The organism is Streptomyces sp. NPDC050546 (assembly GCF_044457425.1).
GTDB lineage: Bacteria > Actinomycetota > Actinomycetes > Streptomycetales > Streptomycetaceae > Streptomyces.
The window spans coordinates 133,397-158,551 of sequence record NZ_JBITGX010000020.1 but is presented as its reverse complement, the minus strand read 5'-3'; the positions used below and the strand labels follow the sequence as shown (position 1 = coordinate 158,551).

Here is a 25,155-nt window from a genome sequence, read left to right as displayed (position 1 = left end):
CGTGGCTTCGCTGACGCTTCGCCATATTCCCGCGCAAGCGCGGGAATTGAATTCCGCAAGCGGAATTCTGAAAGCGTGTCAATTCGCGCAAGCGCGAATTGACGGAATCCCGCAAGCGGGATTCCTGGGGCTGGCTACGAGGGTGCATCGCACGCTGGCCTGTGTATTCACCACCCCCACAGTGGATGTGACGGGCCGTCGGCCCGGTCGGACGCCGGCCTACACGCAGAGACGGGCTCCGCTACGCTCCACCCGGATCCCCCGCCAGACCTCAAATTTTCACACTGCCAACCTCAACAACACTCCAAGAGCTTACAGGGCAACTGGCCCCGACAGGGTGCGATTCAGTTGTGTATCACCCCCGAGAGGGGAAGTTGCCGCAGAGCGGATGCATCAGAGTGATGCACTGTGTAGAGTCTGGTACTAGACAGCACATCCCCGAACCCAACCCTCCATCGACCCAGGATTCCTCTTCTGGCAACGCTCTACATCCCACGAAAAGGAGAACACGGGGCATGTCCGTGAAACTGCGTGACCATCAGGTTGAAGCCGTGAGCGCCATTGTGCGCGGCTTCGATATTCCGCCGGGTGGCATTCCGTGGAATGGCCTGCGTGGGCAGGTGCACGCTGCGTGCGGCGCAGGGAAGACGATTATCGCTGCGGCGTCGGCGATGCGACTTGTGCCCAAGGGGCGCACTCTCGTGCTGGTGCCGACGCTGGATCTCCTGGCGCAGACGGTGAAGGCGTGGCACGAGGTCGGGCACACGGGGCCGGCCGTTGCGGTGTGCTCGCTCCAGGACGACCCGGAGCTGTGGAACCTGAAGGTGCGCGCCACGACGAATCCCGTGCAGCTGGCGCTGTGGCACGGCCAGGGGCCCGTGACCATCTACGGCACCTACGCGTCGCTGGGCGTCCTCGCGGAGGCTTTCGAGGGCGCCTACGGCCAGAAGCTTGATCCAGTAGACCTCGCGGTGGTTGATGAGGCCCACAGGAGTTCCGGGTCGATGGGTAAGGCGTGGGCGGAGATCCACGACCAGGCCGTCATCCCCGCGTACCGCCGGCTGTACCTGACGGCCACTCCGCGGATCTGGGAAGAGCGGCTCAACCGCGAGGTCGCCGAGGGCGCGCGGGACCCGCTGCCGCGGGAGATGGCGGCCTCCATGGACGACGAGGAGGTCTTCGGGCCGGTTCTGTACAAGCTGTCGCTGGCGTCAGCCGTATCGCGCGGGCTGCTGGCCCGGTACCAGATCATTGTTCTCGAGCTCCAGGACCCGGTGGTCACCCCGGAGCGGTTGATGGGCGAGGACCGACGCGGCGAGGAGGTGCGGGGTCAGCGGCTGGGTGCTCTTCAGGCGGCGCTGCTGCACACCATGGCGCAGCACAGGTTGCAGACGTGCATCACGTTCCACCACCGGACGATGGAGGCTCAGGCCTACGCGGAGGGCCTGCAGCGGGTGGCGGCGAAACTGCACGCGAACCAGCCGGAGGCGTACCCGAAACGGATCTGGGCCAACTGGCTGTGCGGCGAACACGCCCCCGAACGCCGACGGGAAGTGCTGGGATCGTTCGGGGCCACCGCGCAGCGGGCTGTGCTCTCGAACTGCCGCGTCCTCGGGGAGGGCGTCGACATCCGGGCCGTGGACAGCGTGGCCCTGCTGGATCCCAAGGGGGCGCCGCACGACATCGTCCAGGCGATCGGCCGGGCACTCCGGCAGAAGCCGGGACAGGGAAAGCTGGCTTCGCTGATCGTGCCGGTATTCCTCCAGCCCGACGAGAAGCCTGAGGATATGTTCACCTCGGGATCGTATCGGCCTTTGGTGAAAGTTTTGGCAGGTCTACGGGCTCACGATGAGGAAGCAATCGAGCTGCTCGCCATTCCGCAGGAACCCCAGAAGGACATGGCGCAGCCCTCGGTGAGCATCGGTACGGAACCCGAGGAAGGCGAGGAAGGATCACGCCTGCTGCTCCGCTTCGCCGCACCGAGGGACCCAGTGGTGGTCGCGGAGTGGGTCTCCTTCAACGTGATCGACACAGAGCGGCAGGACTGGGGGCGCGGCTGGGCCGCGCTCAAGCGGTTCACCGAGCGGGAGGGCCACGCCCGGGTGCCCTACGGCCACAAGGAAGCCCCCGGCCCGTACCCCCTTGGGCAATGGGTCGCTGAACAACGAAGGGCCTACGGAGCCGGAGAGATGACCGACCAGCGCGCCCGCCGGCTTGAGAAACTGGGCATGGTGTGGTCGGTAGCGGATGAGCGGTTCCAGGAAAACCTGGAGGCAGCGAAGGCGTACCACGAGCAGTTCTGGACCTTGGCCGCTCCCCGGTCAGCAGTGGCTCTCGACAAGCCCGTTGGCCAATGGCTGAGCAACCTTCGGCGGCCGGGCGCCCTGGACGGACACCCCGATTGGAAGGCCGCGCTGGAGGCCATCGACGAGCACTGGAACCCCGCATGGCCGGCCGACTGGCAGAGGCACTACGCCGCGGTACGGGAGATGCTCGTGGAGGAGAACGTCCTAGCCTACATCGAACCCGGCGTCACCGTCCACGGCATGGACATCGGCAGGTGGTACGCCCGGCAACGCCAACACGACGTATGGCACAGCCTGATGGACGGGCAGCGCCAGCTCCTGGAGCAACTCGGCATCCGGCCCCTGCCCCCGGAGCCGGAAACGCCCACCAAGGCTTCCAGGGGCGGTTCTGGGGCGTTCGAACGGGGCATTGCGGCACTGGCCCAGTACACGGCCCGCACCGGCTCCCTAACCGTCCCCCGAGGGCACACAGAGCAGCTGGAAGACGGTACAGAGGTCAAGCTCGGGGTGTTCTTGTCGAACAGCAAGAGCCGCCGGGCGAAGCTGACGGCGGACAAGCTCGCCGCACTCGCCGCACTCGGGCTCGACTGGACGAGGGCGTAGAAAGCCACTCGGGCTACTGTGCGTTGATGCAGGGCTCTTGGGTGCGGAAGCGCATGCGGGTTTCTGGCCAAGGCGTGGCGCTGTCGTGGCCGGAGCAGTCGACACCTCCGCAAAGAGGTCGTGAGTCGCGCGTCGGTCTGCCGTTGATCAGCGTCACCCGCCCGTATGCCTCATAGCGCTCGTGGCTGTCCTCGCCGTCAACCAGCTCGTTGGCGAGCTCCTGCTTGGTGCTGCGTGCGAGATCCGCGCGCGAAACGCGCCGCCTCCTGAGGATCATGGCCATGATCTCTGCCTTGGAGTGGTCGCGCATCAGAGCGTTTCTCCGCTGGAGGAGCTCGTTGGCGAGTTCGACTTCGGCCGCGGGAGCCGGTGTGATCGACTTACGGATGTACTCGGGGTCCGCGTCCGCGCCGAAGATCATGATGCAGTGTGTGTGCGGTACGCAGACGGCGATCTTGCCCGGATTCTCGGCGTGCGCTTCGGCTGTGGCGCGTACCCAGTTGAGGGCTTCGTGGTAGCTGAGGTCTGTGCCCTGCTCGCGTGAGCTGCGCTGGAGTTCGCGGGCGCGCTGCTGCTCGGTAGTGCGTTTGGTCATGGACGGGTCCTCTCGCACCGGGTTCTCGCCCCCACACGGCAGCCCCGGCTCGATGGATCGTCAAGGTGTTCGTCGAGCGGTCCGTTGATCCCGGAAGACCTTCCACCGGTGTTCCGGACGGTGTGGGTGTCCGGGTGCGGTGTGGGCGTCGGCGAAGCCCAGGGCGTCGGCCCTGCGGGCAGGATACCGGCTCGGCCGTCGGCTCTTGTCTTCGTCTGCGACGACGAGGCGGTGGTGTTCTCCGCGTAGGGGACGGGCTCGTAGCTCGCTTCAGCCAGCGCTGTCCCGAGAATGCGGAAACTGGCAGGCGGGGGCAGATGGCGTGGGAGAACTGAGGCGACGGACTGCAGGTGCCGGTTCTGTCGGCTGGCCGCTTGGAGAGGCGGACGTGGGACAGATCGAGCAGGGATTGGAGCGCGCGTTGCGCACCCGCCCCGTTCCTTCAAGCACCGAGGCCTGCCTGCGGTTTTTGTTGACAGCGCACCGTGGTTCCACCTGGAGGGTGGCGCGCCGACAGTCAGCCACGTGCCCGGTGGAGGCGTCGGTCCAGTACTGGCTTATGGCGTCCGGGCCGGCTCTCCAAGATGTGCTCGCATGTTCGGGCTCCTGCCGCGAACTCGGCGCCGGTGCGTGCCGTCATCGCCCGGAAGAACGCCCGACCATCCGGGGACTGGCTGCTGGTCGTCCAGCGATAGCCGGGACCGTCCAGGAGTGCCCTGTCGACGAGACGTGCGCCGAGACCTTGCCGCTGCACTTCCGGAGAGAGCGAGATTTTCGAGATGACGCCCCGCTCACACTCGTGACAGACCTTCCACACCAGCCGCGCATCGGATATCCCGTCACGGCCGTAGACACGAATGTCCTGGAAACCAGCAGGCCGCGTCGCGGCGTGCAGCAGAAAGAACCACTCGGTCCTCGGACGGCGAAGAAGCATCCACCGCCAACGAAACTCATCCAGCCCGTCAGGTGTCCTCACCAGAGCTCCCACACCAGTCCAAGTCTCGCGGGCTCCCCTGCGGTTGTCCTTCAAACCATAGGAACAGCCATCTCCACGACAGCCGACCTACCCCATATCAGCCGGAAAACAGCAGCTGTTTGGTCACCTCATGACAGCGGGCCTACCCGCGACTATCCCCATGACCAGGCACCCAGCACACTGCCCCGCTGACACCCACCCAATGCCACCAACACGCCTGCTCACACCCAGGCGCATCCGCACCACGCTGCCGGATGAGACACCTATGACCGGGTAGCTACGGCAGCGATGTCAGATGCCCGCAAGTTCCGGGCCAGCAGCTCCATCTCGGGAAGGGTCCCTGAGTAGTCGCCACTCAGCAAGCGGCGCAACACAACCTTAGCGTTGACCAGGTCAATGCCGAGTTCAGCTCGCAGCACCTGCATGATCACGACACTCTTCGCCGACGGGCTGATCACCTGCAGCCTCGCTGGCCCATGCTCGGACAGCATCTGATCCCGCCGTTCGCTCGGCAGGTCCCCACCACACACGGCGACCGCGAATCCACAGGCGGAACACGTTGACTCGACATCCCACCGCAAGCGGCCGTCCACGAGGGCCTGGACACCGCAGCACTCCAGCTCAGCACCACAGTCCTGACACATCGCGGAGTACCTGACGGATTCAAATACGGCCTGCTCCATCCCCCACCCCCAACTGGGACGAGGTTAAACGACAAGCTGACCTCTGCCGCTACCTGCCTCGACGGCCAGCCACCCGAAGGGCGGCTGGCCGTCCCCACGTTCGCATCCACGCAGTGCCGTCATTTCTCATCCACATTCCAGAGCCGGTTGATCACCAACTGCCTCCGGAAACCGTCGACAAACGCTGTCCTTGGAGATCAACGAAGCCACTGCGGCCGTGCTTCCGCATGCACTGCACGGTTTCGGCGAAGTCGGCAAGTCCCAGCTCGCCCTGGAGTACGTCTACACGTACAAGCACGACTACAAGGTGATCTGGTGCGACGGCTTCTTGACCTGGGCGGATGGACGGCTCAAACCGTTGGCCGACCGGACGCCCGGCGGGTCACAGCTCGATCGCCGCTCATCATCCCCCGCAGACAGCAGCCGTCAGCCCACGACGGTGGAGCTGGAGTAGCGGAAGGTCACGCTCTGCCTCGACCCCGCATTTTCGATCCTGATGACCTGGGGGATGGTGTACCGGATCGCCCGCACGACACGGCCGGACGCGTCGCGCACCGTCGTGGTGACCGAGGTTGGGTTCGTCCGTCCCCGAACCCAGTTCGTCACCTCCGGATTACGCGAAGAACCACGGACGAAGGTCAACTGACGGCCGGTCATGCCGGTAAATTCCAGGACTGCTTCGCCGGCACCCGAGGCCAGGGCGATACGCAACCGCGCGGCCTGCTTTGCCTCCGGGGAGGCCTGCTGCACCTGCGTGCCCGAGCCGGCCGACGTGGCGTCTGCTGCGACGGCTGGCGATCCGGTGGAGATACCGAATCCTCCGACGATCGCGGCAGTAACAGCGGCAGTGGCAGTGGCACGTATTCCGCGCCTGAGGCTGCGGTCGACCAGATGGGACATTCAATCAACTCCAATGATGTCGGCGCGCCGGCGCGCGCTGTCCGATGAACTCCCGCCCAGCGTATGGGCGTTCACATCGAAGATCGGTCTTTTACCTGGTTCGGTCATCGACCATGCCCGTTCTCGGCGCCACCGGCTGTGTCGATCTTCACCTGGTGCCTACAGCACGCCGAGCAGGGCGTTGTCCTCCCACTGGTCGACGACTTCGAGGTAGCCGGCGAGGACCTTGGAGTGCGGGGCCCAGCCGCCCTGTTTGGCGATGACGATCTGGTCGTGGCCCTTCAGGCGGGATGAGGTGGCGAGTCCGCGGCAGGGGCTGTGGCCGGTGAAGCGGATCTCGATCCCTGCGCGTTCGCCGGCGCGGGTGACGACGTCGCCGATCGCCGCGGGGCTGCATCGCCACCCAGGCGTGGTCGCCCCTCGGCGCCGTCACCCAGTACGAGCCCGAGGGAGCCAACAGCGGACGCCGCGTGCTCGATGAGCCCGTGGTGACCGAGATCGCCGCACGACACGGCAAGACGCCCGCGCAAACGGTGCTGCGCTGGCATCCGCAGCACGGCATCTGCGTCATCCCCAAGTCCGTCAAGGCGTACCGGATCGCGGAGAGCTCCGGCGACTTCGACTTCTCGCTCACCCCGGAGGAGATCGCGGCCATCGACGCCCTGGACACCGGCCGACGCTCCGGACCGGACCCGGAGGCCACCCACCTGGACTCCTTCCGGCAACACAGTTCCTGACCCGACCCGCAAGAGGCGAGAGCCCCACCGATCCCCGGACGGCCGGCGCCGCCTCACGCTCGCTCGCCGCGCCGGGGCACGCGTCTTACAGCCCAGGCCCCCGCAGCGCTCAAGGCACTCGGATCAGGGAACAGGGTTGACGGTCACGTCGGTGTCCGGGCACTCCTCGGCGATCCGGCGCATGGCCGCCTGCTCAGATCGGCTTCGGCAACCGCGGCGTAATCGCCGACAACGACCAAGCTGGGCACACAACGCTTCGAACGCCCCGTCTAGGACCTCCAGGTCCTCCGGCGACAGTTCGCTCTCAGTTTCACCTCGCGCACCCACGACAGACCATCCTGCCGCACCAACACAACGAGACGGCTGTCCGTGGGAGGTCAGGTTCCGGTGGGGCTGAAGCCGTCGATGGACAGCTGGAAGACGCGTTCCGCCTGAACGGCCGGGTCGGTGTGGTTCTCAGTGGCCAGGGCGATTCCGACGATCAGCGTGAGCAGATCGTGGATGGTGGTGTCTGCCCTGACGGCCTGGTCCTCGATGGCCCTGCGCAGCAGGGGGATACCGGCTGCTTCGATAGTTGCTGCGCAGGAGTTCTGGGCGGCCTCGTCGTGGAGGGGCTCGTAGGAGAGAGCGTCGGCCAGGCCACGTGCGGCAAGCGAGTAGGCGAGCAGTTCTCGTAGCCATGTCAGCAGGGCGATGCGGCTGTCGTCCTCGCCGCTGAGCGTATGGGCGAGGTCGCACAGGGCCTGGACGCGCTGTTTGAAGACGGCTTCGAGCAGGGCCTTGCGTGTAGGGAAGTGGCGCCGCACGGTGGCTGATCCGACGCCTGCGATGCGGGCGATCTGCTCGAGGGATGCCTGGGCCCCTTGGGCTGCCACTTCGGCCTTGGCCACGGTGAGGATGTGGGCGTGATTGCGGCGGGCATCCGAGCGCTGGCCGGTCATTGTCTCCCTCAACGTTGATAAGTGGCGGGCCTCGCCATATTTTAGCGAAGCATGAAACGGCGGGCCACGCCGTTTATGTTGTGCCTGATCGCTGAGGAGATGCACTCATGGCTACTGCCGCGATACCGATCCTCGTCACCGGGGCTACCGGCCGCCAAGGCGGCGCCACCGCCCGTGCCCTGCTCTCACAGGGAACACCGGTGCGTGCACTGGTACGCGACCCGCACACACCGCGGGCACAGGCGCTCGAAGAACTCGGCGCCCACCTGATCGTGGGCGATCTGACCGACCCGGCGACGCTTGAATCGGCTGTGGACGGCGTGCGGGCCGTCTTCTCCGTACAGATGCCCGCATACACCGAGCAGGGTGTCGACTTCGATGGCGAGGTCACCCAGGCGGACAACCTGATGACGGCCGCCAGGGCCGCCGGGGTGGAGCAGTTCGTCCAGTCTTCGACCAGCGGGGTGGGGCAGCACACCCAGGCTCCGGGCTGGGCCGAAGGACGCTGGGCGACGATGGAAGCCCCACTGGGGACCAAGGCGGCCATCCAGGACCGCCTGCGCGAACTGGACTTCTCCTGCTGGACATTGATCAAGCCGGCGTTCTTCATGGAGAACTTCGAGCCGTCCATGCGGTTCTACTTCCCCCGCGGAGTCGAAGGGGGGCTGGTCACCATCATCAAACCGAGCACGCACCTTGCCCTTGTAGCGGCACAAGACGTGGGTCGTACCGCCGCGGCCGCCCTGTCCGCGCCCGACAAGTACCACTGCGTGGAACTGGAACTCGCGAGCGACTACCTGACCATGACGCAGATCGCCGGCATCCTCTCCCGCGCTCTGGGGGTCCCGCTGTCGGCGCCGGACATGACCGAGGACCAGGCCCTCGCAGCCGGCATGCCGGACATGGGCGCCACCCACGAGTTCTTGAACGTGGTCGGCCAGCCGGCCCGCCCGCAGTTCGCCCGCGCGCTGGGCATCGACCTGACCAGTTTTGAACAGTGGACGCAGGAACACCTGCGGTCCACCGCCTGAAAGTGCCGCGCACCAGACCTCTGGGTGATGTCCCTTGTCGTGGTGTGGGCGATCAGTCGTCCGACGTGGCGGGCAGTACGGTGTAGAGGGCGTCCATGCCTGGACGACGTCGGTGCGGCGTTTGATCTCCCGGTTCAGCCGTTCCAGCGTGTTGGTCGACTGGATCTTCTTCCAGTGCCGTGAGGGAAGTCCGCGAACGCGCTCAGGTCTTCCCTGGCCTCCAGCAGGATCTCTGACCTTGGGGAACTGTCGGCCGAGCACGCCGGAGACCACGGCGAACTCACCCCAACCGAGCAGACTGCCAATCGGGCCCTCGCCGCCGCTCGCGTACTTCCGGGTCACCCGGCAAGCCGCGCCAGCTGCCGGTCGTGCCACCTGCTGAGCAGCAGCAGCGCGACGGTGGCGCCGATCAGCGCGCAGAACATGTCCCACTGGGTGTCCCACACATCGCCTTGCGTTGCCAGGAAGTCATCCGCCGCGTGCCCGCCGACGACCGCCGCCGCCCACTCGAACATTTCGAAGAGCGCGCTGAAGGCCAGGCACGCGCAGACCGTGAGCGGTGCCAGCCAGCGGCTGCCGCGCAGCGGCGAGGTCCGGCTCAGCAGCTCCCGTACCAGAATGGCCGGCACGAAGCCCTGCATCAGGTGCCCGAACCGGTCGTACGGATTCCGCGCCAGCCCCAGTTGGCCCTGCACCCACTCGCCCAGCGGTACCCGGGCATAGGTGTAGTGTCCGCCCAGCGCCAGCACCAGCGCGTGCACCGCAAGCAGGCAGCACAACAGGCCCGTCAGGGGGAAGCGCCGCCAGGTCCAGACGGCCAACGGCAGCCCGATCAGCACCCACACCACTTCCAGCAGCCAGGTCATCCGGTCGTACGGCGCCCATGCGGAGACGGCGACCCCCGCGACCACCACCGCAGCGCAGAGGCGAGGGAGCGCAGAGGGCGGACCAAACGTGGCCGCCGTACGGCCACGAACAGCTGCGGACAGGGACATCGAAGGCGCTCCTTCTTCTCGGTCACCTCATCATGGCGGCCCCGGGCCCCGGCGCCCTGAGTACCACTACTCAGACGATCGGTGCAGCACCCGCTCGGCGATCACCAACTCCTCCCGCTCCGCCTCAACCTCACCCAGCCGCTTGCCCAACTCCCCGGCGAGCGCGTCCAGCTCGCTCCGGCGCGCCGTGATCCGCTCCAGCTCGGACATCCCCGCTCCCTCCCGCGATCCGGCGGTGCATCCGCACGGCGACGGACCGTAGGCGGGCCCTCACGACAGGTGCAGCGGAACCCGAGAACCGCCACGGCCGCCCTGACAGACAATCTTCACCGTGGACACCGGCCGCCGACCAGCCCGAGCACGGTAAGACGCCCGCACACCAGACCCATGACCTGCAACTTCACGATGCACACCACTCAATGGCGAGCAAGCGCCCGATAGCCCGTCAGGGTCCGGGTGGTGGGAAGTTGCACATGCCGTAGCGGCATGTGGTGTCGTCGGGGGCACCCCAGCACGAAAGGCCCTGTCTGCGATGTACCCCTCCGCCGCACCTCCCCAAGAGGTCAAGATCGGCGATGCCGCCGCCTTCGCCGGAACCACCCCGCGCGCCATTCGTCACTACCACCAGATCGGTCTGCTGCCGGAGCCCGAGCGAGGCGGAGACGGACACCGCCGCTACGGCTACGACGACATGATCCGCCTGCTGTGGATCCGCAAGATGTCCGAGGCCGGCATCAGCCTGGACGACATGCGGGCCGCCTTCGACGAAGCCCGGGACGTTGAGGACGTCCTGGGCCGGCTGGAGGAAAATCTGGCCGCCCAGGAGGCCGACATCAAGCGTCAGCGGGCGGCAGTACAGCGTCTGCGGGCCGTGGGCAGCCCACTGGGCCTGCTCTCCCCGCTGGTCACGGACCGGCTCAGCCACCTGCCTTCTGGCGCACTGCGCCCCTCCGACCTGGACACCCTGCTGGTCACGGAACGGATCTTCGGACCGCTCGGAGCCGCCATCCAGGCCAGCGTGTTCATCACCCTGGCCACCCACCCCGGCCTACGGGCCGAAGCAGACCGCCTCGACGCGGCCGACGCCACCCTCGATGACACCGTCGACCCCCACGACCCGCAGGTCGACGAACTCGCCGCCCAGCACCACGCCCACCACAAGGCCCTGCACCAGGCCATTGAAGCGGCCGGACTGGACGAGGCCGAGGAGAAACTCTTCGATATCTATGACGCCGAGGCGAACGGCGAGGAGGAGGTCCAGATGAGCGCCTTCGAAGCGGTAACCAAGATGCCCTACGGCTTCTCCGCGGCCCGGACACGGTGCGTGGAACTCACAGGACAGCTCCTTGCCGGGGACCTCTCCACAGACAGCTGATCGCTGGTGTGGCCGTGGGTGAGGACCCCGGATCGGCCACCGAGACCCGCGCACCTGTTGGCTGCGCGGTCGGTACAACGGGAGTCCGGTTGATCTACGGGGAGGTTGTCAGGATGGCCGGGCATGAGGCGTCCGAGCGTGCCAAGAAGTTCGAGGGGCTTGTGCTCGAGTGGGCGAAGAAGGCGCAGGAGGGGTACGAGGGCGCGGCGGAGATGGCGCAGACCATGACCATGGGGGGCACCGGCTCGCAAATTCATGCGCCGCAGGCCCTGGGTTCCTGGGCCGCTCCTCCTCCGAACTATGCAGTGGCCGGGGCGGATTCGGTGAGGCGGTCCAGTCGCGTGTAGAGGGCCCGTACGAGGCGGGCACGGTTCTGGGCGCAGCGGGCGGTGCCTTGCATCGGGGCGGACAGGCGGCGGTCGGCTTCGCGGAGGACGACTTCGGCGAGGGCGCTGCGGCCGTCGTTCTTGGGCAGGGCGGCGGCGTGGCGCCGGACGTCGGCGGCCACCGTGCGGGCGCGGCGGGCACGGGCCCACGCAGGGTGTTCTGCACACGCGGGAGTGTGAGGAAGCGCTGAAGGACGCGCCGCCGCTCGATTAGAAGCGCGCTCCGGACGTCGCGGAGAATCCGGCGTGACACCACAACGTCCTCAAGACGGCGTTTATGCGGGCGTGCTGGTAAGGGCCGCACTCGGGCGGGAGCGCGCGGTGCTGGGCTATGGGTGCACCTGCCACCAGTTGGCCGCCTCAGCGCGAGCCACTTCGGCGTCGTACTGACGCGCGTCGAAGTGGAGTTCTGGCGGGGGGTGGGGCGAGGTGTGCGCCGTCCAGGGAACCTCCCAGTCCGACCACTGCACGATCTCCCCGAACCGCTGCACGACCATGGTCAGGAAGCCGCAGCAGCCACCGGTGCAGTCGGGTTCCCCCAGCTCCAGGCGGCGCGCCTTGCCAGTCGCCCGCAGAGGGCTGGGTCGGCCTGCCGGCAGCACATCAGCCGCGTACGGTCCGCGGCCGCCTTCGCCGACCGCCTCTTCGACCACGTCCTCGCCGTTGACCCAGAACCGCAACTGGGCAGCGAACCGGGGCCCCGGCGGTAACACCCTGATCTCCAAACGATCGAACATCAGACGACCCTACGGGGCGCACTTACGTCGGCGCGTGGCCCAGCCGACGCCTCACTTCACCCCGTAGGCGGGAGGAGGCGTTCCCACCCGGTCAGGCAGCCTCGGGCACGGCGGTCAGGCCTTCGATGCCCTGGTAAGCGAGCGAGTCCTTGACCACGACCGGCATCGTCATGCCGATGATGGGCGCGGTATCGGCGACTGCGGTGTAACTGGAGTTGAAGGTGTTCTATCGGTACCTGAGGGCAGGGCCCCGGTCCATGGCCTTCGACGTGTGGAACAGCAGCACATAATCCGCGCCCGTGGCCAGCCGGCGGGCACGCTCGGGATCGCCGGACAGGAACGCCGCCCCGCCACCGGCCGGCGTACGGGCCGGTGGACGCGAGCCATCACGGCGTTCCCGGCTCCACTCTCAGGGTTACTGCCCTCGGGCCGGAAGCCTCCGAGTCAGAGCGGCTCGATGAAGGTGAAGCGCTGGGAGTGGAAGCCGGCGCACCGGCCGGGCTAGTGTCCGCAGGTTCCGCCGGGAGGGCAGGGCTGCGGTGATCGCGGATGCGTGACCGGGGACCACCTGCGGTACCCGGACGGATGGCTTCCTCGCCCGGGGCGATCCTGATGGCGCCTGTGCTCCTTACCTTCGATTTCTCGGCGCGCAGGCGGGACTACGAGGGTCTGCCGGGAATCCCGTACAGCATCCCGCGCCGGAGCCGGTCAGCGGAGTGCAGGGCCTGCTGCTGTCGATGCCTGAGCGGTGGCGATGACCTCGTCCAGGGCGGTGCGGGAGCGGTGCAGGTCTTCGATGGCGCGGTCGAGGCGGTCGCGCTCGGCGAGGAGGTCGGCCACCAGTTTTCCGTCGGCGGTCGAGGCGGCGGTGCCGTCTGTGTCTCGCATGCAGGGCAGCAGTTCGGCGATCTTCGAGCTGCACAGGCCCGCCCCGTACAGTGCCTGGATCCGGACGACCAGGTCGACGGCGTACTCGGTGTACTCGCGATGACCGCCGGGGGTGCGCTCCGTTCAGCAACCCCTGCTGCTCGTAGTAGCGCAGCGAGCGTACGCTCACCCCGGTGCGTCGGGCCAGCTCCCCGCGTGCGGGTCGTCCGCCTCCACGGGCACGGAGGCGTCCAACTTCCCGGCCTGCGCCAATTCCAGCAGGTCCTCCGCCCGTCTGAGCGCGGCGTCCCGGCGCTCCCGCTCCGCTCGGCGGGCCGCCTCCACCGCGTCGGCAGCGGCCTGCTCCCGACGGTGCATCTCCTCGGCCGCGACGAGCGCCACCGGATCGGAACCGGGGTCGTACCAGGCAGCGGTGGCGGCGGTCGAAGACTCCAGCAACGTCTCGATCCGCCGCCACTCGGGCAGTTCCGCCTCCAGTTGCACGGCCACCGCCTGGCCGTCCGCACCGCTGCTGCGGGCGAAACGCAGATCGCCCTCCGCCGCCCGGCGCCGCCGCGCAACGCTCCACCCGTCCAGCCCCCGAGCCCGGGCACATACCCGGGCCCTGACCTCCGACACCTACTCGGTCGACGGTGCCGCGCCATCTACATCGCTCACCTCCCGTATTCTGCCGAACCCGTGGGCACCTGGCCGGACTTCACAGACCGACACCCGGGCTGCTGAGCGGCACGGCGGCGAACAGCCACCATCGAACATCGAAGAGGACAGGCCGTGGGCGGTGTTCGCAGATGCGCTGGTGTCGCTGCCGGGCTGCGCTCGCCGGACCGGCGACACTGACACCGCGTATGCGGTCCAGGGCCTGCCCCCCGTACAGGCCCGACCGCGCTCTTCTCCGGTGACCGGCCGGTGACCAGCGGCCCCCGGGGAAACGCAGGACCCCGGGGCCGCTGGGGCCAACATCGCCTGCGCGGTTGACAGCCCGAATGATGCGCCCGGTGCTCGGCCCCGGTCGCGCCGAAGTGCTGGAGGACGGACTCCTCCTGCGTGTCGCGCGACGGTTCACTCAGGAACTGGCTCTTCGGGCCCGGGCCGTCACAGACGTCAGACGAGTCGGCCGCGAGAATGCGGCCATGGAGATCACAACCGCCGTGGCGACCGATGCCGATACCGTCGCCGAACTGCACACGGCCAGCTGGCGAGGAGCCTATGCGAACCTGTTCCCTGCGCAGTACCTGGACGGCCCGCTGCTCGCCGAACGCCAACAGGTGTGGCGGGCGCGGCTGGCCGATCCTGTCCCAGGCTCGGCGCTGTTCCTGGCCGTGGAAACCGGCGTGCTGCTCGGCTTCGTCTACCTCGAACCGCAGCCTGACGGCCGGATCCTGCTCGACAACCTGCATGCCCGTCCTGGCGACACCGGGCGCGGGTTGGGCAGTCGGCTTCTGGAGCATGCCCTGGCCTGGTCCACCACCGCGCGCCCCGGCCAAGACGTCTACCTGGAGGTCCTGCAGGGCAACACCCGCGCGGTCGCGTTCTACGAACGCCACGGAGGCCGCCGTACCGCATCCCGCATCTGCCGCTTCGACCAGGGATTCGAGCTTCCCGAGTTCGAATACACCTGGCCCGCCACCGTCCCAGCCTCGACTCGGTCGCCGGCACATCGTTGAGCATGACCCCGGCCGCACACCGCCGCCGGTGAACCTCCCAGGAGGTCGTCGCGCGGTTGTGGAGACGGCGGCAGACCGAGACGGGCTGGGTCGCCTTGCGGGTCTGCCGTCGTACCGGGACCGCGAGGACGGGGGGACGCGGCGGAGTACCGGTGTGGGTGGACGCCCCGAAGCATGTGCGGCCAGTCGACGGCCCACGCTGCCCCTGACCGCCAACATGTCCACGCGACCAGGCACTCACGGCGGTTGAACTCGGACCCGGCCGGGCGCGCAGGAAGATGGCTTCGCTCGCTGGAGCGTTCACGAAGGCCGGAGCCCCAGGACGGCAGATCTCCCGGGGCTCCGTGACGTTGTACGGCGGGGTGCTACTGCACCGGCGCTCCGAGGGCCTGCTCGGCCATCTGCACGCCCATCGTGGCGGCCATGGTGGTGCCGGCCTCCAGGAGCTTGTCCTTGAGCTGGGTGGTGAACTGCCGCAGGCGGCCTGGCTCGGGAGTCTCCGAGGTCGCTTCGTCATGGAGGTCCTGGGCGACGCGCTCCAACTCCACACGCTCCGGCTCGGGCAGGCCCAGCGTGCTGCTGATCTGTCCGACGTACCCGGCCAGCTGAACGAACAGCGTCGGGTCGACGCCATCGGTGTTGTTCTGCGTGAAGTGCTGCTGTTCGCCGATGATGACGCCCTTGGCGTTCGGCAGCCAGGTGTTGTATGTGGCGCCGGGCCGGGGCTGGTTGATGTGGTCCTGCACGCTTCCTCCAGCCAGGGCACAGCTGACGCCCTGGGGTGTGATGGCGACCGTGGCCGGGTCGGTGTCGATGTGCTCGATCAGCTTGTGCTGGGACAGGTGGGCGAGCGCTTCGTGTAGCTCGGTGCCGGTGATCTCGGATCCGGCGAAGTAGGCGGCGGGCGTGGCACGGAACAGGACCGGGTTGATGGGCTCCTGGTCGCCGACGGTGTCGAACAGCCACCGGTGGAAGGCGTCCATGGTGTAGCGGAGGCGGGCGGCGCGGTCGCCGCGCCGCTTCTTCAGCCGGTGGATCGCGGCGCGGCCGCGTCGGTGAGGCAGACCGTGGGGGCGTCGTCGAGGCCGCGCGAGTTGCGGACCAGGTCGCGCTCTTCCAGCTCGTAGGCCAGCACGGAGGGGTCCTCGTCCGGCAGTTGCTGCTCTTCAACGAACCGAGTCACGTCGACGTGGTGCGAGCGGTTCTGCTGAGCTTGCGCGTCGAGCCAGATCAGGAGTCTTGCCAGGACCGGGTCGCCTTCGGCGGTGTCACGGCCGGGCATGGTTCCTCCTGTGCCAGTCGCCTCAGTCTGGATCGGCACCCGGATGGGATTCCGCTTGGCTGCGCGCTCGTAGTCCTTGGCGATGCCCTTGAGGTGCTTTTCGATCCCGCGTCGCTGGCTGCTGGAGTTGCGGGCCACGTTGCCCTCCTGTCTCAGATACCTCACGACCAGCCTACGGAGGGGGTCTGACAATGAGCCGTCCCTTCCGCCGCCGTCATGACGAGTTGCCGGGCTGAGCCAGGAGGCCGGTGCGGGCCGGCCGCACCGAATGGGTCGACGTGTGCCGTCGCCGGTGTGGCGGCTCTCAGAACGTGGTGACGGTCGCAGCCTGCCGGAATCTCGACGGGTATCAGAGTGATTCTCAACGAGGACGGTTCCTGCGAATCGCGCACCCCATGTAGATCACGCCTGAGCCGGGGGCGGATGCGTAGCGAAACAGCGGCTACGCGACCGCCCCCGGCAGGCACGGACCACAAGAAAGAGCGGACAAATGCCCCCCGAGATCAAGTTTATGCCGGACAGGCACAGGGATATAGGGTCAGGTTACGAGAAGGCCTGGGAGGCCGGCCGAATCGACCTGGCGACTCTCGGCACGACAGATTTGCGCTATGAGTTCTTCGAGTACCCGGTCGACTTCACCGTGGACGGTCACGCGTTCCTTTCGGCCGCTCGACCGCCATTGATCGACATCATGTTCAGTCTGGGGCGCTCGATGGAAAGCCTGCGGACCGCCGGGACGGCGGAGATCGATTTCACGGAGAACACCTACGTTATCCGGCTGCAACTCGTGGGCGATCAGGTGCAGTTCACCTCCACGCCGCGTGGTGTGCCGACGCCTCATCCCAGCTGCTCGTTCGAGGAGTACGTATCCGAGGCCCGGTCTTTCATAACCGACGGTGTGGAGTACCTCGAACTTCAGTATCCGGCACTGGCCCGGAACCCAGCGATGAGTGCACTACGGGAACTGGCGGACATCTGATCGCAAGCCACGCGCACATCTGCTGACCAGGACAGGGCTGCTGTATATCGACTTGTGTCAGATCCAGTGGGGCCTGGACCGCCCGGCCGCCGAGCGCAGTTCCCCGGCCCAGGTGCGGAGCTGGTCTGCGAGGGCAAGGTTGTCGCCGCGGGCCACGGTCTGGGGGCAACTGGGCGCACACGGTCACTCCCGCGGCGAGGTCGGCCGTGCTGCCCAGGATCGGGAAGGCGGCGCGGACGTGTGCGGCGGTGTCCGGCTGGAGGAGGGTGTAGGCGTAGAGCATGGCGGCGTCGAAACCCGCCGGCGCCTGGCCCCAGCCCTCCCAGCCGAGGAGCCGCAGGGACGGGACGGTGAGGTTGGCCCAGTGCACATCGCCGTGGGCGGTGGTCCAGCAGGTCGTCGTCGGGGCCGGGATGCCGAGGAACTCGGGGATCGCCCGGTCCATGTACTGCTGCCGCACGGCGACGCGCTCGGTACCGGCCGCCGACACCTTCTCCAGCACCTCGGCGAGGTCGGTCCACCAGGAGTCCGGTAGCTGGAGGTCGTATTGGAGGACCGGGTCGTCGGACAGGACTGGCTCGGCGACGCGGGCCGACAGCTCGGCGCGGTAGGCGGTGGCGTTGTCGATGGCGTCGTACATGCCCAGGTGGCTCCGTCACCGCCCCCAGGGGCCACGTAGAGGTCCTGGAGGACGGGACCGAAGTCCGACTCGGGGTGTTCTTGAGCAACAGAAGAGCCGCCGGGCGAAGCTGACTGCGGACAAGCTCGCCGCGCTCACCGACCTCGGACTCAGCTGGGCGAGGACGTGGCCGCGCGTGAGAACGTCCGCGCGGTGTGATCGCAGAGGACATGTCCTGATCATCCGCAAATGCACTCCAGCACCACCGCCGCCAGCACGACCGTGCACGGCTGCGTGCCGATCAGTTCGAAGTAAAAGTTCACGATCATGCCCTCTCCGCGCTCTAACTAGGTGACGGGGCATCGCGGAAGAACGCGGAGCCTGGATACCAAGAGAGGACACGGATGGACTCTGCCACGATCACGGCTCTTGTCTCTCTGATCACCGCCAAGGTTTGTGCCCTGCTGGCCTTGTGGTTGCGCTTACGCTGGCGTGCCCGCGGTGAAGAAGTGCGGCGGCAGTGCCTCCTGGGCGTCACGGAAGCAGCAGGGCCGGGCGTTCAGCTGGAGTTGGATGACCAACACCGTGATGGACACCGCATCCGCATGAAGATCACCAGTCCCACGGCTTGCGAGGGCAACCCAGCAGAATGAGCGACCAAGACCCCCTAGACGGCATGGACCTCCCGAGTACACCAGCCGCTCATCAAAGAGAGCTCCAGGGACACCGTCCTGCACACCGACAGACAGAGGAAGAATTCTCCTCGTTCTACCGCAAGAATATCCGTCAACTCGTTGGTTTCTTGATCAATCAGGGGTCCACGGTTCCTGTTGCAGCTGACGTTGCTCAGGACACCATGGTCAAGGTCTATCAGCGTTGGAATGACCTCCGCGAACCCCGCGCCTGGGCCCACACCGTCGCGTCCCGAGAGCTTGCCCGCAGGATCGCTTCTGTTGAGGAGAGCCCAGTGGATCAAATCACGGAACCAACGTCGCTGCTTCCACGTCCGGACGCCATCTCAGAATGGGAGGACCGCTACGCTTTGTTGCCACTGCTGCTGTGCGAAGCAATCTGCGGAAGGCTCGGCGCGCCGCGGTTTCCTACATGAAGGCACGGGAGGGGGAATAGTGCCCCACCACCCTGAGCCCGAATTTCACGACCAGACTGTCGGTCGCCTTCTCAACCGGTACGAGCGCGACCTGACCAACCGCCTAGACAACATCCTGGATGTCGAAGCCGGCCTGCGAGAGGTGCTGCTGCAGGCCCGTCACGACGTCGCTGTAGATGATCTCAACAGCATTCTCGACGTTGAGGCAGGCCTAAGGACAGTCCTCCCACCCTTGCAGGGGTCCTCCCAGTCCCCCCCTCGCCCCACTAAAGAGGGGCGTAGCGCCAATCGGTTCTCCTGGCCTGTCCGTGCATCGGATCGCTTGGCCCTGCGCACAAACGCACACGTCGCGAAGGCTTACCTGGCCCTCACACGGGACGTCGCGGTTGCACGGGATCACCTAACCCGCGATCACGCACGCGACCTGGACCTGGATCTGGTTCGTGCTCTCGCGCACGACTTGGACCACGCTTTCAGCCGCAGCAAGGACACGGAGTGCGATCGCGACGGCGACTTCGTACGTGGTCTGGAGCGCGCGAGCGCCCTCAACCGCGCCCTCACCCTCGACCTCGAACGCGGGACCGACCGCAACCACCCTCACACAATCGCCCGCGATCTTGACCGTGTCCGCGCCATGCTCCGCGTCCTCAACCGTGTCCGAGGTCGCAGTCAGGGCCCTTCCCTCGAGCTCCTGCTTGACCGCGCTCACTCTCGCACCCGCGATCTCGAACTGGTCCTCGAGCGTGTCGGCTCCCACGAACGCGTTCTCACTTCCACCATCGTCGCCATCAGAGTCAATGAGGTTTCACGAGCCATCGGTATGGTGCTGGACCAGGAAGCACCAGCGCTTGACCGAGACTCCGTGCACGCGTTCATTAATGACTTCACCATGGCCGACCTCCGGGCGGTCGACCTCGACGGCGTCAACCTCGCTGGAGTGCGATGGTCGGAGACTGGAACCCAGTGGCCTCCTGCGGTGGATGTCCAAGAACTCAAGAGCCGCTCAGAGGAAACCCCTCCACACAGCGGCATCTGGGTAGTCCGATCCGGCACTGCAACCGTGCGAGGTCTCGCCGTCGACTCAGGATGACGTTGGGACAGCAGCGGCAGGCCACCATCTTGAGATGGTGGCCTGCCGCTGCATGCGCACTCGGGCGTTTCAGGCGAGCGTACGCGCGAGGGGGCTATTAGTGCCCGGGATCGGCACCAGGTCCTCGCCCTGGGCCAGCACCCACGCGATGGCCAGCTGAGCCGGCGCCACGTCCTTCTCGGTGGCGATCTCCTTCACCTTCGCCGCCAGCCGCAGGTTCGCCTCCAGATTGGTGTCCTGGAAGCGCGGGTTCTGGCGGCGCCAGTCGTTGGCGTCCAGGTCGTCCGGCGAGGTGAACCGCCCGGCGAGGAAGCCGCGGCCGAGGGGCGAGTACGGTACGAAGCCGATGCCCAGCTCCCTGCAGGCGGGCAGCACCTCGGCCTCCACATCCCGCGACCACAGCGAGTACTCGCTCTGCACAGCCGTGACCGGGTGCACGGCGTGCGCACGCTGGATGGTCTGGGCGCTCGCCTCGCTCAGCCCGATGTAGCGCACCTTGCCCTCGGCGACCAGTTCGCCCAGCGCGCCGACCGTCTCCTCGATGGGCACGTTCGGGTCGACCCGGTGCTGGTAGTACAGGTCGATGTGGTCGGTTCCCAGACGCTTCAGGGAGCCGTGGACGGAGCTGCGGACGTGTTCGGCCGAGCCGTCCTGCGGGCCGACCGTGCTGATGTCGCCCGGTACAGCGTCGTCCATCCGATAGTTGAACTTCGTTGCGATCACATACTCGTCGCGGTGCCCCCGGATCGCCTCGCCGATGAGGGACTCGTTGGTGAGCGGGCCGTACATCTGCGCGGTGTCGAGGAAGTTCACCCCGAGGTCGAGGGCGTGCCGGATCGTCGCGACGCCCTCCTCTTCGTCGGCGGTTCCGTAGAAGGCGGACATGCCCATGCACCCCAGGCCGATGGCCGATACCTGCAATTCCCGCAGACTGCGCTTCTGCATGTCGTGTCCCAGCCTTCCCTGCACGCTTGATCGTCCTTCGGGCGGCACGAAGTCTCCCGTCCATCCAGGCACAGATGCCACCGCCCGGCATCCCAGGAGGAGCGGGCGCGGAGAGGGCCTCGTGCGCTGTTGCGTCCTCGACGCTATGGCTTCGAGCGCACTCCATGACAAGCGGGCTGAGCGCACCGGTCGGGCAGCCCGGCCAGCCCTCTCCCCTCCTCAACCGCGCCCTGTACGGCGCCTTTGTCAGGACCCCTTACGAGGTCTGCGGCCAGCGCTTTTAGTGCTCGAGGACCGCTGTCGCCACCGGCACTGCCAGCAGCAGGCTGAGTCCGGCCAGCAGGAGGCGGTCCAGCCACAGGATTGCAGCGAATTCGCGCAGTGTCGCGGCCAGCCAGTAGGTGGGGGAGGTCGGTGCGCCCACGACGTGCACGGGCACGCCGAGGCGGCGGGCCAGCAGGGTCGTGCGGTAGACGTGGAAGCTGCTGGTGACCGCCGTGGCGCGGTGGCCGGGAGTGGTGCCGTGCACAAGGGCGGCGCTGAAGCGGAGGTTCTGCCCGGTGTTGACGGAGCGGTCTTCGCGCACGAGCCGGTCGGCGGGCACTCCGCGTGCGCGCAGGTAGTCGGCCATCGCGTCCGCCTCGGAGCGGACCTCGTCGTCGCCCTGGCCGCCCGAGAGGACGAACACCACACGAGGCGTGTGCGGTGGGCGGGCGGCGTCGATGGCAAGGGCGCGCTCCAGTCTGCGGGTCAGCAGCGGGCCGGGCCGGTCGCCGTTGAGTCCGGCGCCCAGGACGATGACGTGGGTGGTTTCCGGCAGGGGGGTGCTGCGGCCCCGGACGAACACGTAGCCGGTAAAGACGAGGAAGAGCAGAGTGAGGTATCCCGCGGCCGCGTTCACCGCGACGACGAGGGCACCGAAAGCTTCGCCGCCGACCGCGTGGAAGACTGCGTCGAGGCCGAGCACCGCCAGCACCGCGCAGCCGGCGGCCCCGGTCGCCAGCGGGGCTGCCTGCGGTCCGTAGCGGCGGACCAGGAGGAGGCCGTCGGCCAGCAACAGCAGGCCCAGCGCGAGCGCCGGGAGCAGGGCAGCGACGGCGAGGACGGTGGCGATGGTCGGGTGGGCCGCCGCACTGCGAGCGGCCAGGCCGAGTCCGGCAGAGGTCACCGCGAGGCAGAACAGGGCGGCGGTGGAGAACCGGTGCGGTGCCAGCAGGGCGTTGACGACACCGCCCGCGGCGAACATGATCGCGGCGAAATACTCCGGGTACTGAGGCATGTGCCGCACTGCTCCGCTCTCGCGCCCGCCGGGCCGCTGGCCGTACCCGCCCGCTTCTCGCCGCTGCGGGTTCCCCGACCCGGTACGGGCGGCTGCCGGCCATCCTCCCAGATCACCTGTGGTGCGCCGAACGCGGGCGGGCGGCGGTGCGTTCGGCGGGAGCGGCATGTCATGCCGGTGGTGCTGCCTGGCGGCCGCGCAGGACGCGCAGGACGCGCAGGACGCGCAGATGGATGGTGTGCCCTATAGCCCGGTGCAGGGCCAGCAGGTCCAGCAGGTGCGCAAGCGCGACGCGGGGGACTGCTGCTTCGGGAGATGCTGCATCGATGGCCGTCATCCGTGGCGCGGTCCGGTAGCCGGTGCCCTCATGTTCGGCCGCCCCACTCGGGAGAGCGTCCCGAGGAGGCGGTACAGGCCGGCAGCGCTACTGGGCAGCCCTCGTACGGGGACCTCTGTGCGTTGGGCCCCGCACTCGAAGTCGGGCGGCTCGTCCAAGCACCGGCGCGTTCGACTCGTTGGGCAGCTGCGGGTGGAACGTGTTGATGACCGTCCCGGTGAGGTTGCCGTCCCAGTTGCAGGTCAGACGCACCTCGCTGTCGGCCGTCACCGTTTGGTCCTTGAATTTGAGGTGGGCGTCGGGGTGGGTGATCGGCGCGAAGGTGATCCCGCCCCACGGCGTCTCCGTGACGGCCGGAGGCTTGTGCAGTCCGGTCGCGGTCTTGCTCCTGCCGACTGCCAGGCGCGAGAGCGCCGGGTCGGAGGCTGCTGTGGTCACCCTCCGCGGTGAGGAGCTGCCGCGCTGAGAAGGGGAGAACAGCTTTGTGAACGGTGGGAGTTTGCTGGGAAAGGCCTGGGTGTCATCAGTCGGCCAGACCCGTGCTGTGGTCCCGCCGGCGGTGTGCGCCCCCTCTTCTTTTGCGGCGGGGGGGGGAACGTATGGAGTGGGATCGGCCGCCTGTGTGGCCGCGGCGTTCGGCAGACTCCCAGAATTCGCTCAGTTCCGAGTGACATGGGTCTGGCACGGTGACGTTCATGGAGACGCACAGGAACTGTTTGAGGGCGGAGTACAGGGCCCCGCGAGAGTCTGATCGATGATCAGTGTCAAGGACCTGACGAAGCGGTACGGGGACAAGGTCGCCGTGGACCAGCTGACCTTCACTGTGGCACCCGGTGTGGTGACTGGTTTTCTGGGTCCCAACGGCGCGGGCAAGTCCACGACGATGCGGATGATCTTGGGCCTCGACACCCCGACCTCCGGTACGGCGACGGTGGCGGGGCGGCCGTACCGGGAGCTTGTGGAGCCGATGCGGGCGCTCGGTGCGCTGCTGGACGCCAAGGCGGTGCACCCCAGCCGCACCGCCCGGCACCATCTGGCGTGCCTGGCCGTCAGCAACGGCCTTCCGGTCGCGCGGGTGGACGATGTGCTGGAGCGGGTGGGTCTGCAGGGCGTCGCCGACAAGCGCGCGGGGCAGTTCTCGCTCGGTATGAGCCAGCGGCTGGGTATCGCGGGCGCGTTGCTCGGTGACCCGGAGGTCCTCATGTTCGACGAGCCGGTCAACGGTCTCGACCCGGAGGGCATCCGCTGGATCAGGCAGCTCATGAAGGGGCTGGCCGAGGAGGGGCGCACGGTCCTGGTGTCGAGTCATCTGATGAGTGAGATGACTCTGACCGCCGAGCACCTGATCGTGATCGGCCGGGGAAGACTGGTGGCGGACACCAGCCTGGAAGACTTCGTCGAGTCAAGCTGCGAACGGACGGTGCTGGTGCGTACTCCGTCCGCGGCCTCCCTTGCCGAGGCGCTGCGCGGCAACGGGGCGACGGTCAGGGCCGAGCGGGAGGACCGGCTGGTCGTCTCCGGCATGGAGAGCCTGGACATCAGCAGGCTCGCCGCGGCCCACGGTGCACCGCTGGCCGAACTGACGCCGCAACGCACCTCGCTCGAGGACGCGTTCATGCGTCTCACCCGCGACAGCGTCGAGTACACCGTGGCACAAGGAGCGCTCTGATGGCCGTCACGACCGCGACCACGGCTGAGCGGGGCCGGGCGGCGTCGCGCCCGTACCGGATGACGGATGTGCTGCGGTCCGAGTGGATGAAGATCCGTACGCTGCGGTCGACGACCTACACCTTGCTGGTCACCATCGGCCTGGGAGTCGGTCTCGGCCTGCTGTTCACGGCGGCGGGGGCGGCCGGGTACGGCTCGGGCAGCGCCGGCGACAAGGCGAGCTTCGACCCGACGGCCACCAGCGTCAAGAGCTACATCCTCGCCCAGTTGGCGCTCGGCCAGCTCGGTGTGCTGGCCGTCACCTCCGAGTACGCCACGGGGATGATGCGCACGAGCCTGACGGCGGTGCCGCGCAGGGCCCGGCTGCTGGGTGCGAAAGCACTGGTCTTCTGCGTCGTGGCACTCGTCGTCGGCGAGATCGTGGCCTTCGCCGCGTTCTTCGCCGGACAGCCCGTCCTGAGAGCCAGGGATGTGCCTTCCGCCTCGCTCGGTGATCCGGACGTGCTGCGGGCGGTGTTCGGCTGCGGTCTGTACCTGGCCGCGATCGGACTGCTCGGGATCGCGCTCGGCACCCTGCTGCGGGCGACCGCGGGAGCGTTGGCCGTCCTGGTGTCGGTCACCCTGCTGATTCCGGTGATCTCCACGGCGCTCCCCGGCTCGTGGCCGAACGCCGTGCACAAGTGGTGGCCCACGAGCGCGGGCAGCCGGATCATGGCAGTCCACCACGACTCGGAAGCGCTGGGGCCCTGGCAGGGGTACGGGGTGCTGCTGGCGGCCGTCGCCGTGATCCTCGCGGCCGCGTTCGTCGTCCTTCGCAGGCGTGATGTGTAGGCGTGATGTGTAGGCGCGGGCGCGACGGCGTTCCTCCCCTGTCGCTCAGGGGCATCTCCCGGCTGCGGCGGGCCGGCGCGTCGGCTCAGGGGTCTGTCCGCGGCGGCGCGCCTACGCTGGGGGCACGGCCGCCCGGGACGGCCCGCGAGTTCCCCGCCCGGGACGGCCCGCAGGGGGACGGCCCGCAGGGGGACGGGCCG

At 67.8% G+C, this 25,155-nt stretch carries 23 protein-coding genes and 5 pseudogenes; 10 read left to right on the top strand and 18 right to left on the bottom strand.

Translation table 11 applies throughout. The annotated features are described in order from the left end of the window. Positions 1–515: 515 nt before the first annotated feature. The gene (locus ACIBK5_RS37215; protein WP_399026809.1) at positions 516–2,909 is read left to right on the top strand and encodes a Helicase associated domain protein; all 2,394 of its coding nucleotides are present in this window, start codon (positions 516–518) and stop codon (positions 2,907–2,909) included. A 13-nt stretch (positions 2,910–2,922) separates the two neighbouring features. Here the strand turns inward: ACIBK5_RS37215 and ACIBK5_RS37210 are convergent, their stop codons facing one another. Then, positions 2,923–3,504 carry a hypothetical protein gene (locus ACIBK5_RS37210; protein ID WP_399026808.1) on the bottom strand — a complete coding sequence of 194 codons (582 nt, stop codon included), beginning with the start codon at positions 3,502–3,504 and terminating at the stop codon, positions 2,923–2,925. A 1,849-nt stretch (positions 3,505–5,353) separates the two neighbouring features. Between ACIBK5_RS37210 and ACIBK5_RS37205 the strand changes: the two genes are divergently transcribed. Next, positions 5,354–5,617 carry a hypothetical protein gene (locus tag ACIBK5_RS37205; RefSeq protein WP_399026806.1) on the top strand — a complete coding sequence of 88 codons (264 nt, stop codon included), beginning with the start codon at positions 5,354–5,356 and terminating at the stop codon, positions 5,615–5,617. Here ACIBK5_RS37205 and ACIBK5_RS37200 read toward each other — a convergent pair. Continuing rightward, entirely contained in the window at positions 5,590–6,063 is a 474-nt protein-coding gene (locus tag ACIBK5_RS37200) for a hypothetical protein (protein WP_399026804.1), read from the bottom strand. The genes ACIBK5_RS37205 and ACIBK5_RS37200 overlap by 28 nt on opposite strands. Positions 6,064–6,533: 470 nt before the next feature. On the opposite strand from ACIBK5_RS37200, the gene ACIBK5_RS37195 reads away from it, so the two are divergent. Further along, positions 6,534–6,800, top strand: a complete 267-nt coding sequence (locus ACIBK5_RS37195) for an aldo/keto reductase (RefSeq protein WP_399026802.1) — start codon at positions 6,534–6,536, stop codon at positions 6,798–6,800. A 377-nt stretch (positions 6,801–7,177) separates the two neighbouring features. On the opposite strand, the gene ACIBK5_RS37190 is transcribed toward ACIBK5_RS37195, so the two are convergent. Then, positions 7,178–7,741 (bottom strand): TetR/AcrR family transcriptional regulator, encoded by a 564-nt coding sequence (locus tag ACIBK5_RS37190; protein ID WP_399026801.1) that lies wholly within the window; start codon positions 7,739–7,741, stop codon positions 7,178–7,180. Between the two features lie 107 nt (positions 7,742–7,848). On the opposite strand from ACIBK5_RS37190, the gene ACIBK5_RS37185 reads away from it, so the two are divergent. Next, entirely contained in the window at positions 7,849–8,772 is a 924-nt protein-coding gene (locus tag ACIBK5_RS37185) for an NmrA/HSCARG family protein (RefSeq protein ID WP_399026799.1), read from the top strand. A gap of 102 nt (positions 8,773–8,874) precedes the next feature. Here the strand turns inward: ACIBK5_RS37185 and ACIBK5_RS37180 are convergent. The 3 genes and pseudogenes from ACIBK5_RS37180 to ACIBK5_RS37170 form a co-directional block, all read right to left on the bottom strand. Next, a pseudogene (locus ACIBK5_RS37180) lies at positions 8,875–9,005 on the bottom strand (transposase); the annotation flags it as partial. A gap of 105 nt (positions 9,006–9,110) precedes the next feature. Further along, entirely contained in the window at positions 9,111–9,767 is a 657-nt protein-coding gene (locus ACIBK5_RS37175) for a DUF2238 domain-containing protein (RefSeq protein WP_399026797.1), read from the bottom strand. Positions 9,768–9,833: 66 nt separating this feature from the next. Continuing rightward, on the bottom strand, positions 9,834–9,977 hold the full coding sequence (locus ACIBK5_RS37170; RefSeq protein ID WP_399026795.1) for a hypothetical protein: 144 nt from the start codon (positions 9,975–9,977) through the stop codon (positions 9,834–9,836). Between the two features lie 322 nt (positions 9,978–10,299). On the opposite strand from ACIBK5_RS37170, the gene ACIBK5_RS37165 reads away from it, so the two are divergent. Then, positions 10,300–11,142 (top strand): MerR family transcriptional regulator, encoded by an 843-nt coding sequence (locus tag ACIBK5_RS37165; protein WP_399026792.1) that lies wholly within the window; start codon positions 10,300–10,302, stop codon positions 11,140–11,142. Positions 11,143–11,440: 298 nt separating this feature from the next. On the opposite strand, the pseudogene ACIBK5_RS37160 reads toward ACIBK5_RS37165, so the two are convergent. From ACIBK5_RS37160 to ACIBK5_RS37145, 4 genes and pseudogenes are all read right to left on the bottom strand, one after another. Next, positions 11,441–11,659, bottom strand: a pseudogene (locus ACIBK5_RS37160) (restriction endonuclease); the annotation flags it as partial. 198 nt (positions 11,660–11,857) lie between these two features. After that, positions 11,858–12,265 (bottom strand): hypothetical protein, encoded by a 408-nt coding sequence (locus tag ACIBK5_RS37155; RefSeq protein WP_399026790.1) that lies wholly within the window; start codon positions 12,263–12,265, stop codon positions 11,858–11,860. 708 nt (positions 12,266–12,973) lie between these two features. Next, positions 12,974–13,406, bottom strand: a pseudogene (locus ACIBK5_RS37150) (MerR family transcriptional regulator). Beyond that, the gene (locus ACIBK5_RS37145) at positions 13,319–13,771 is read right to left on the bottom strand and encodes a hypothetical protein (RefSeq protein WP_399026836.1); all 453 of its coding nucleotides are present in this window, start codon (positions 13,769–13,771) and stop codon (positions 13,319–13,321) included. Before ACIBK5_RS37145 ends, ACIBK5_RS37150 begins: the two are co-directional and overlap by 88 nt. A 512-nt stretch (positions 13,772–14,283) precedes the next feature. Between ACIBK5_RS37145 and ACIBK5_RS37140 the strand changes: the two genes are divergently transcribed. Continuing rightward, complete coding sequence (locus tag ACIBK5_RS37140; RefSeq protein ID WP_399026788.1) at positions 14,284–14,817, top strand: GNAT family N-acetyltransferase; 534 nt, start codon at positions 14,284–14,286, stop codon at positions 14,815–14,817. A 365-nt stretch (positions 14,818–15,182) separates the two neighbouring features. Here ACIBK5_RS37140 and ACIBK5_RS37135 read toward each other — a convergent pair whose 3' ends face one another. Continuing rightward, entirely contained in the window at positions 15,183–15,800 is a 618-nt protein-coding gene (locus ACIBK5_RS37135) for a hypothetical protein (RefSeq protein WP_399026786.1), read from the bottom strand. A gap of 41 nt (positions 15,801–15,841) precedes the next feature. Further along, positions 15,842–16,237, bottom strand: a complete 396-nt coding sequence (locus ACIBK5_RS37130) for a hypothetical protein (protein ID WP_399026784.1) — start codon at positions 16,235–16,237, stop codon at positions 15,842–15,844. Positions 16,238–16,589: 352 nt separating this feature from the next. On the opposite strand from ACIBK5_RS37130, the gene ACIBK5_RS37125 reads away from it, so the two are divergent. Then, complete coding sequence (locus ACIBK5_RS37125; protein WP_399026782.1) at positions 16,590–17,078, top strand: hypothetical protein; 489 nt, start codon at positions 16,590–16,592, stop codon at positions 17,076–17,078. On the opposite strand, the gene ACIBK5_RS37120 is transcribed toward ACIBK5_RS37125, so the two are convergent. Continuing rightward, positions 16,984–17,718, bottom strand: a complete 735-nt coding sequence (locus tag ACIBK5_RS37120; RefSeq protein WP_399026780.1) for a hypothetical protein — start codon at positions 17,716–17,718, stop codon at positions 16,984–16,986. The two genes, ACIBK5_RS37125 and ACIBK5_RS37120, sit on opposite strands and share 95 nt — an antisense overlap. A 628-nt stretch (positions 17,719–18,346) precedes the next feature. Here ACIBK5_RS37120 and ACIBK5_RS37115 point away from each other — a divergent pair. Beyond that, positions 18,347–18,805 carry an RNA polymerase sigma factor gene (locus tag ACIBK5_RS37115; protein ID WP_399026778.1) on the top strand — a complete coding sequence of 153 codons (459 nt, stop codon included), beginning with the start codon at positions 18,347–18,349 and terminating at the stop codon, positions 18,803–18,805. Positions 18,806–19,205: 400 nt separating this feature from the next. On the opposite strand, the gene ACIBK5_RS37110 is transcribed toward ACIBK5_RS37115, so the two are convergent. The 5 genes and pseudogenes from ACIBK5_RS37110 to ACIBK5_RS37090 all read right to left on the bottom strand — a co-directional run. Further along, positions 19,206–19,562, bottom strand: coding sequence for a hypothetical protein (locus tag ACIBK5_RS37110; protein ID WP_399026776.1), 357 nt, complete (start codon positions 19,560–19,562; stop codon positions 19,206–19,208). Between the two features lie 432 nt (positions 19,563–19,994). Then, positions 19,995–20,840 (bottom strand): annotated as a pseudogene (locus ACIBK5_RS37105) (aldo/keto reductase); the annotation flags it as partial. A 280-nt stretch (positions 20,841–21,120) separates the two neighbouring features. Further along, on the bottom strand, positions 21,121–22,119 hold the full coding sequence (locus ACIBK5_RS37100) for a YdcF family protein (RefSeq protein ID WP_399026774.1): 999 nt from the start codon (positions 22,117–22,119) through the stop codon (positions 21,121–21,123). A gap of 169 nt (positions 22,120–22,288) precedes the next feature. After that, entirely contained in the window at positions 22,289–22,456 is a 168-nt protein-coding gene (locus ACIBK5_RS37095; protein ID WP_399026772.1) for a hypothetical protein, read from the bottom strand. An 87-nt stretch (positions 22,457–22,543) separates the two neighbouring features. Next, positions 22,544–22,807 (bottom strand): annotated as a pseudogene (locus ACIBK5_RS37090) (hypothetical protein); the annotation flags it as partial. A 403-nt stretch (positions 22,808–23,210) separates the two neighbouring features. Between ACIBK5_RS37090 and ACIBK5_RS37085 the strand changes: the two are divergent. Both ACIBK5_RS37085 and ACIBK5_RS37080 read left to right on the top strand, forming a co-directional pair. Further along, a complete protein-coding gene (locus ACIBK5_RS37085; RefSeq protein ID WP_399026770.1) occupies positions 23,211–24,125 on the top strand; it encodes an ABC transporter ATP-binding protein in 915 nt (304 codons plus the stop codon). Next, on the top strand, positions 24,125–24,955 hold the full coding sequence (locus ACIBK5_RS37080) for an ABC transporter permease (RefSeq protein ID WP_399026768.1): 831 nt from the start codon (positions 24,125–24,127) through the stop codon (positions 24,953–24,955). The genes ACIBK5_RS37085 and ACIBK5_RS37080 overlap by 1 nt, the downstream gene beginning before the upstream one ends. Positions 24,956–25,155 lie beyond the last annotated feature (200 nt).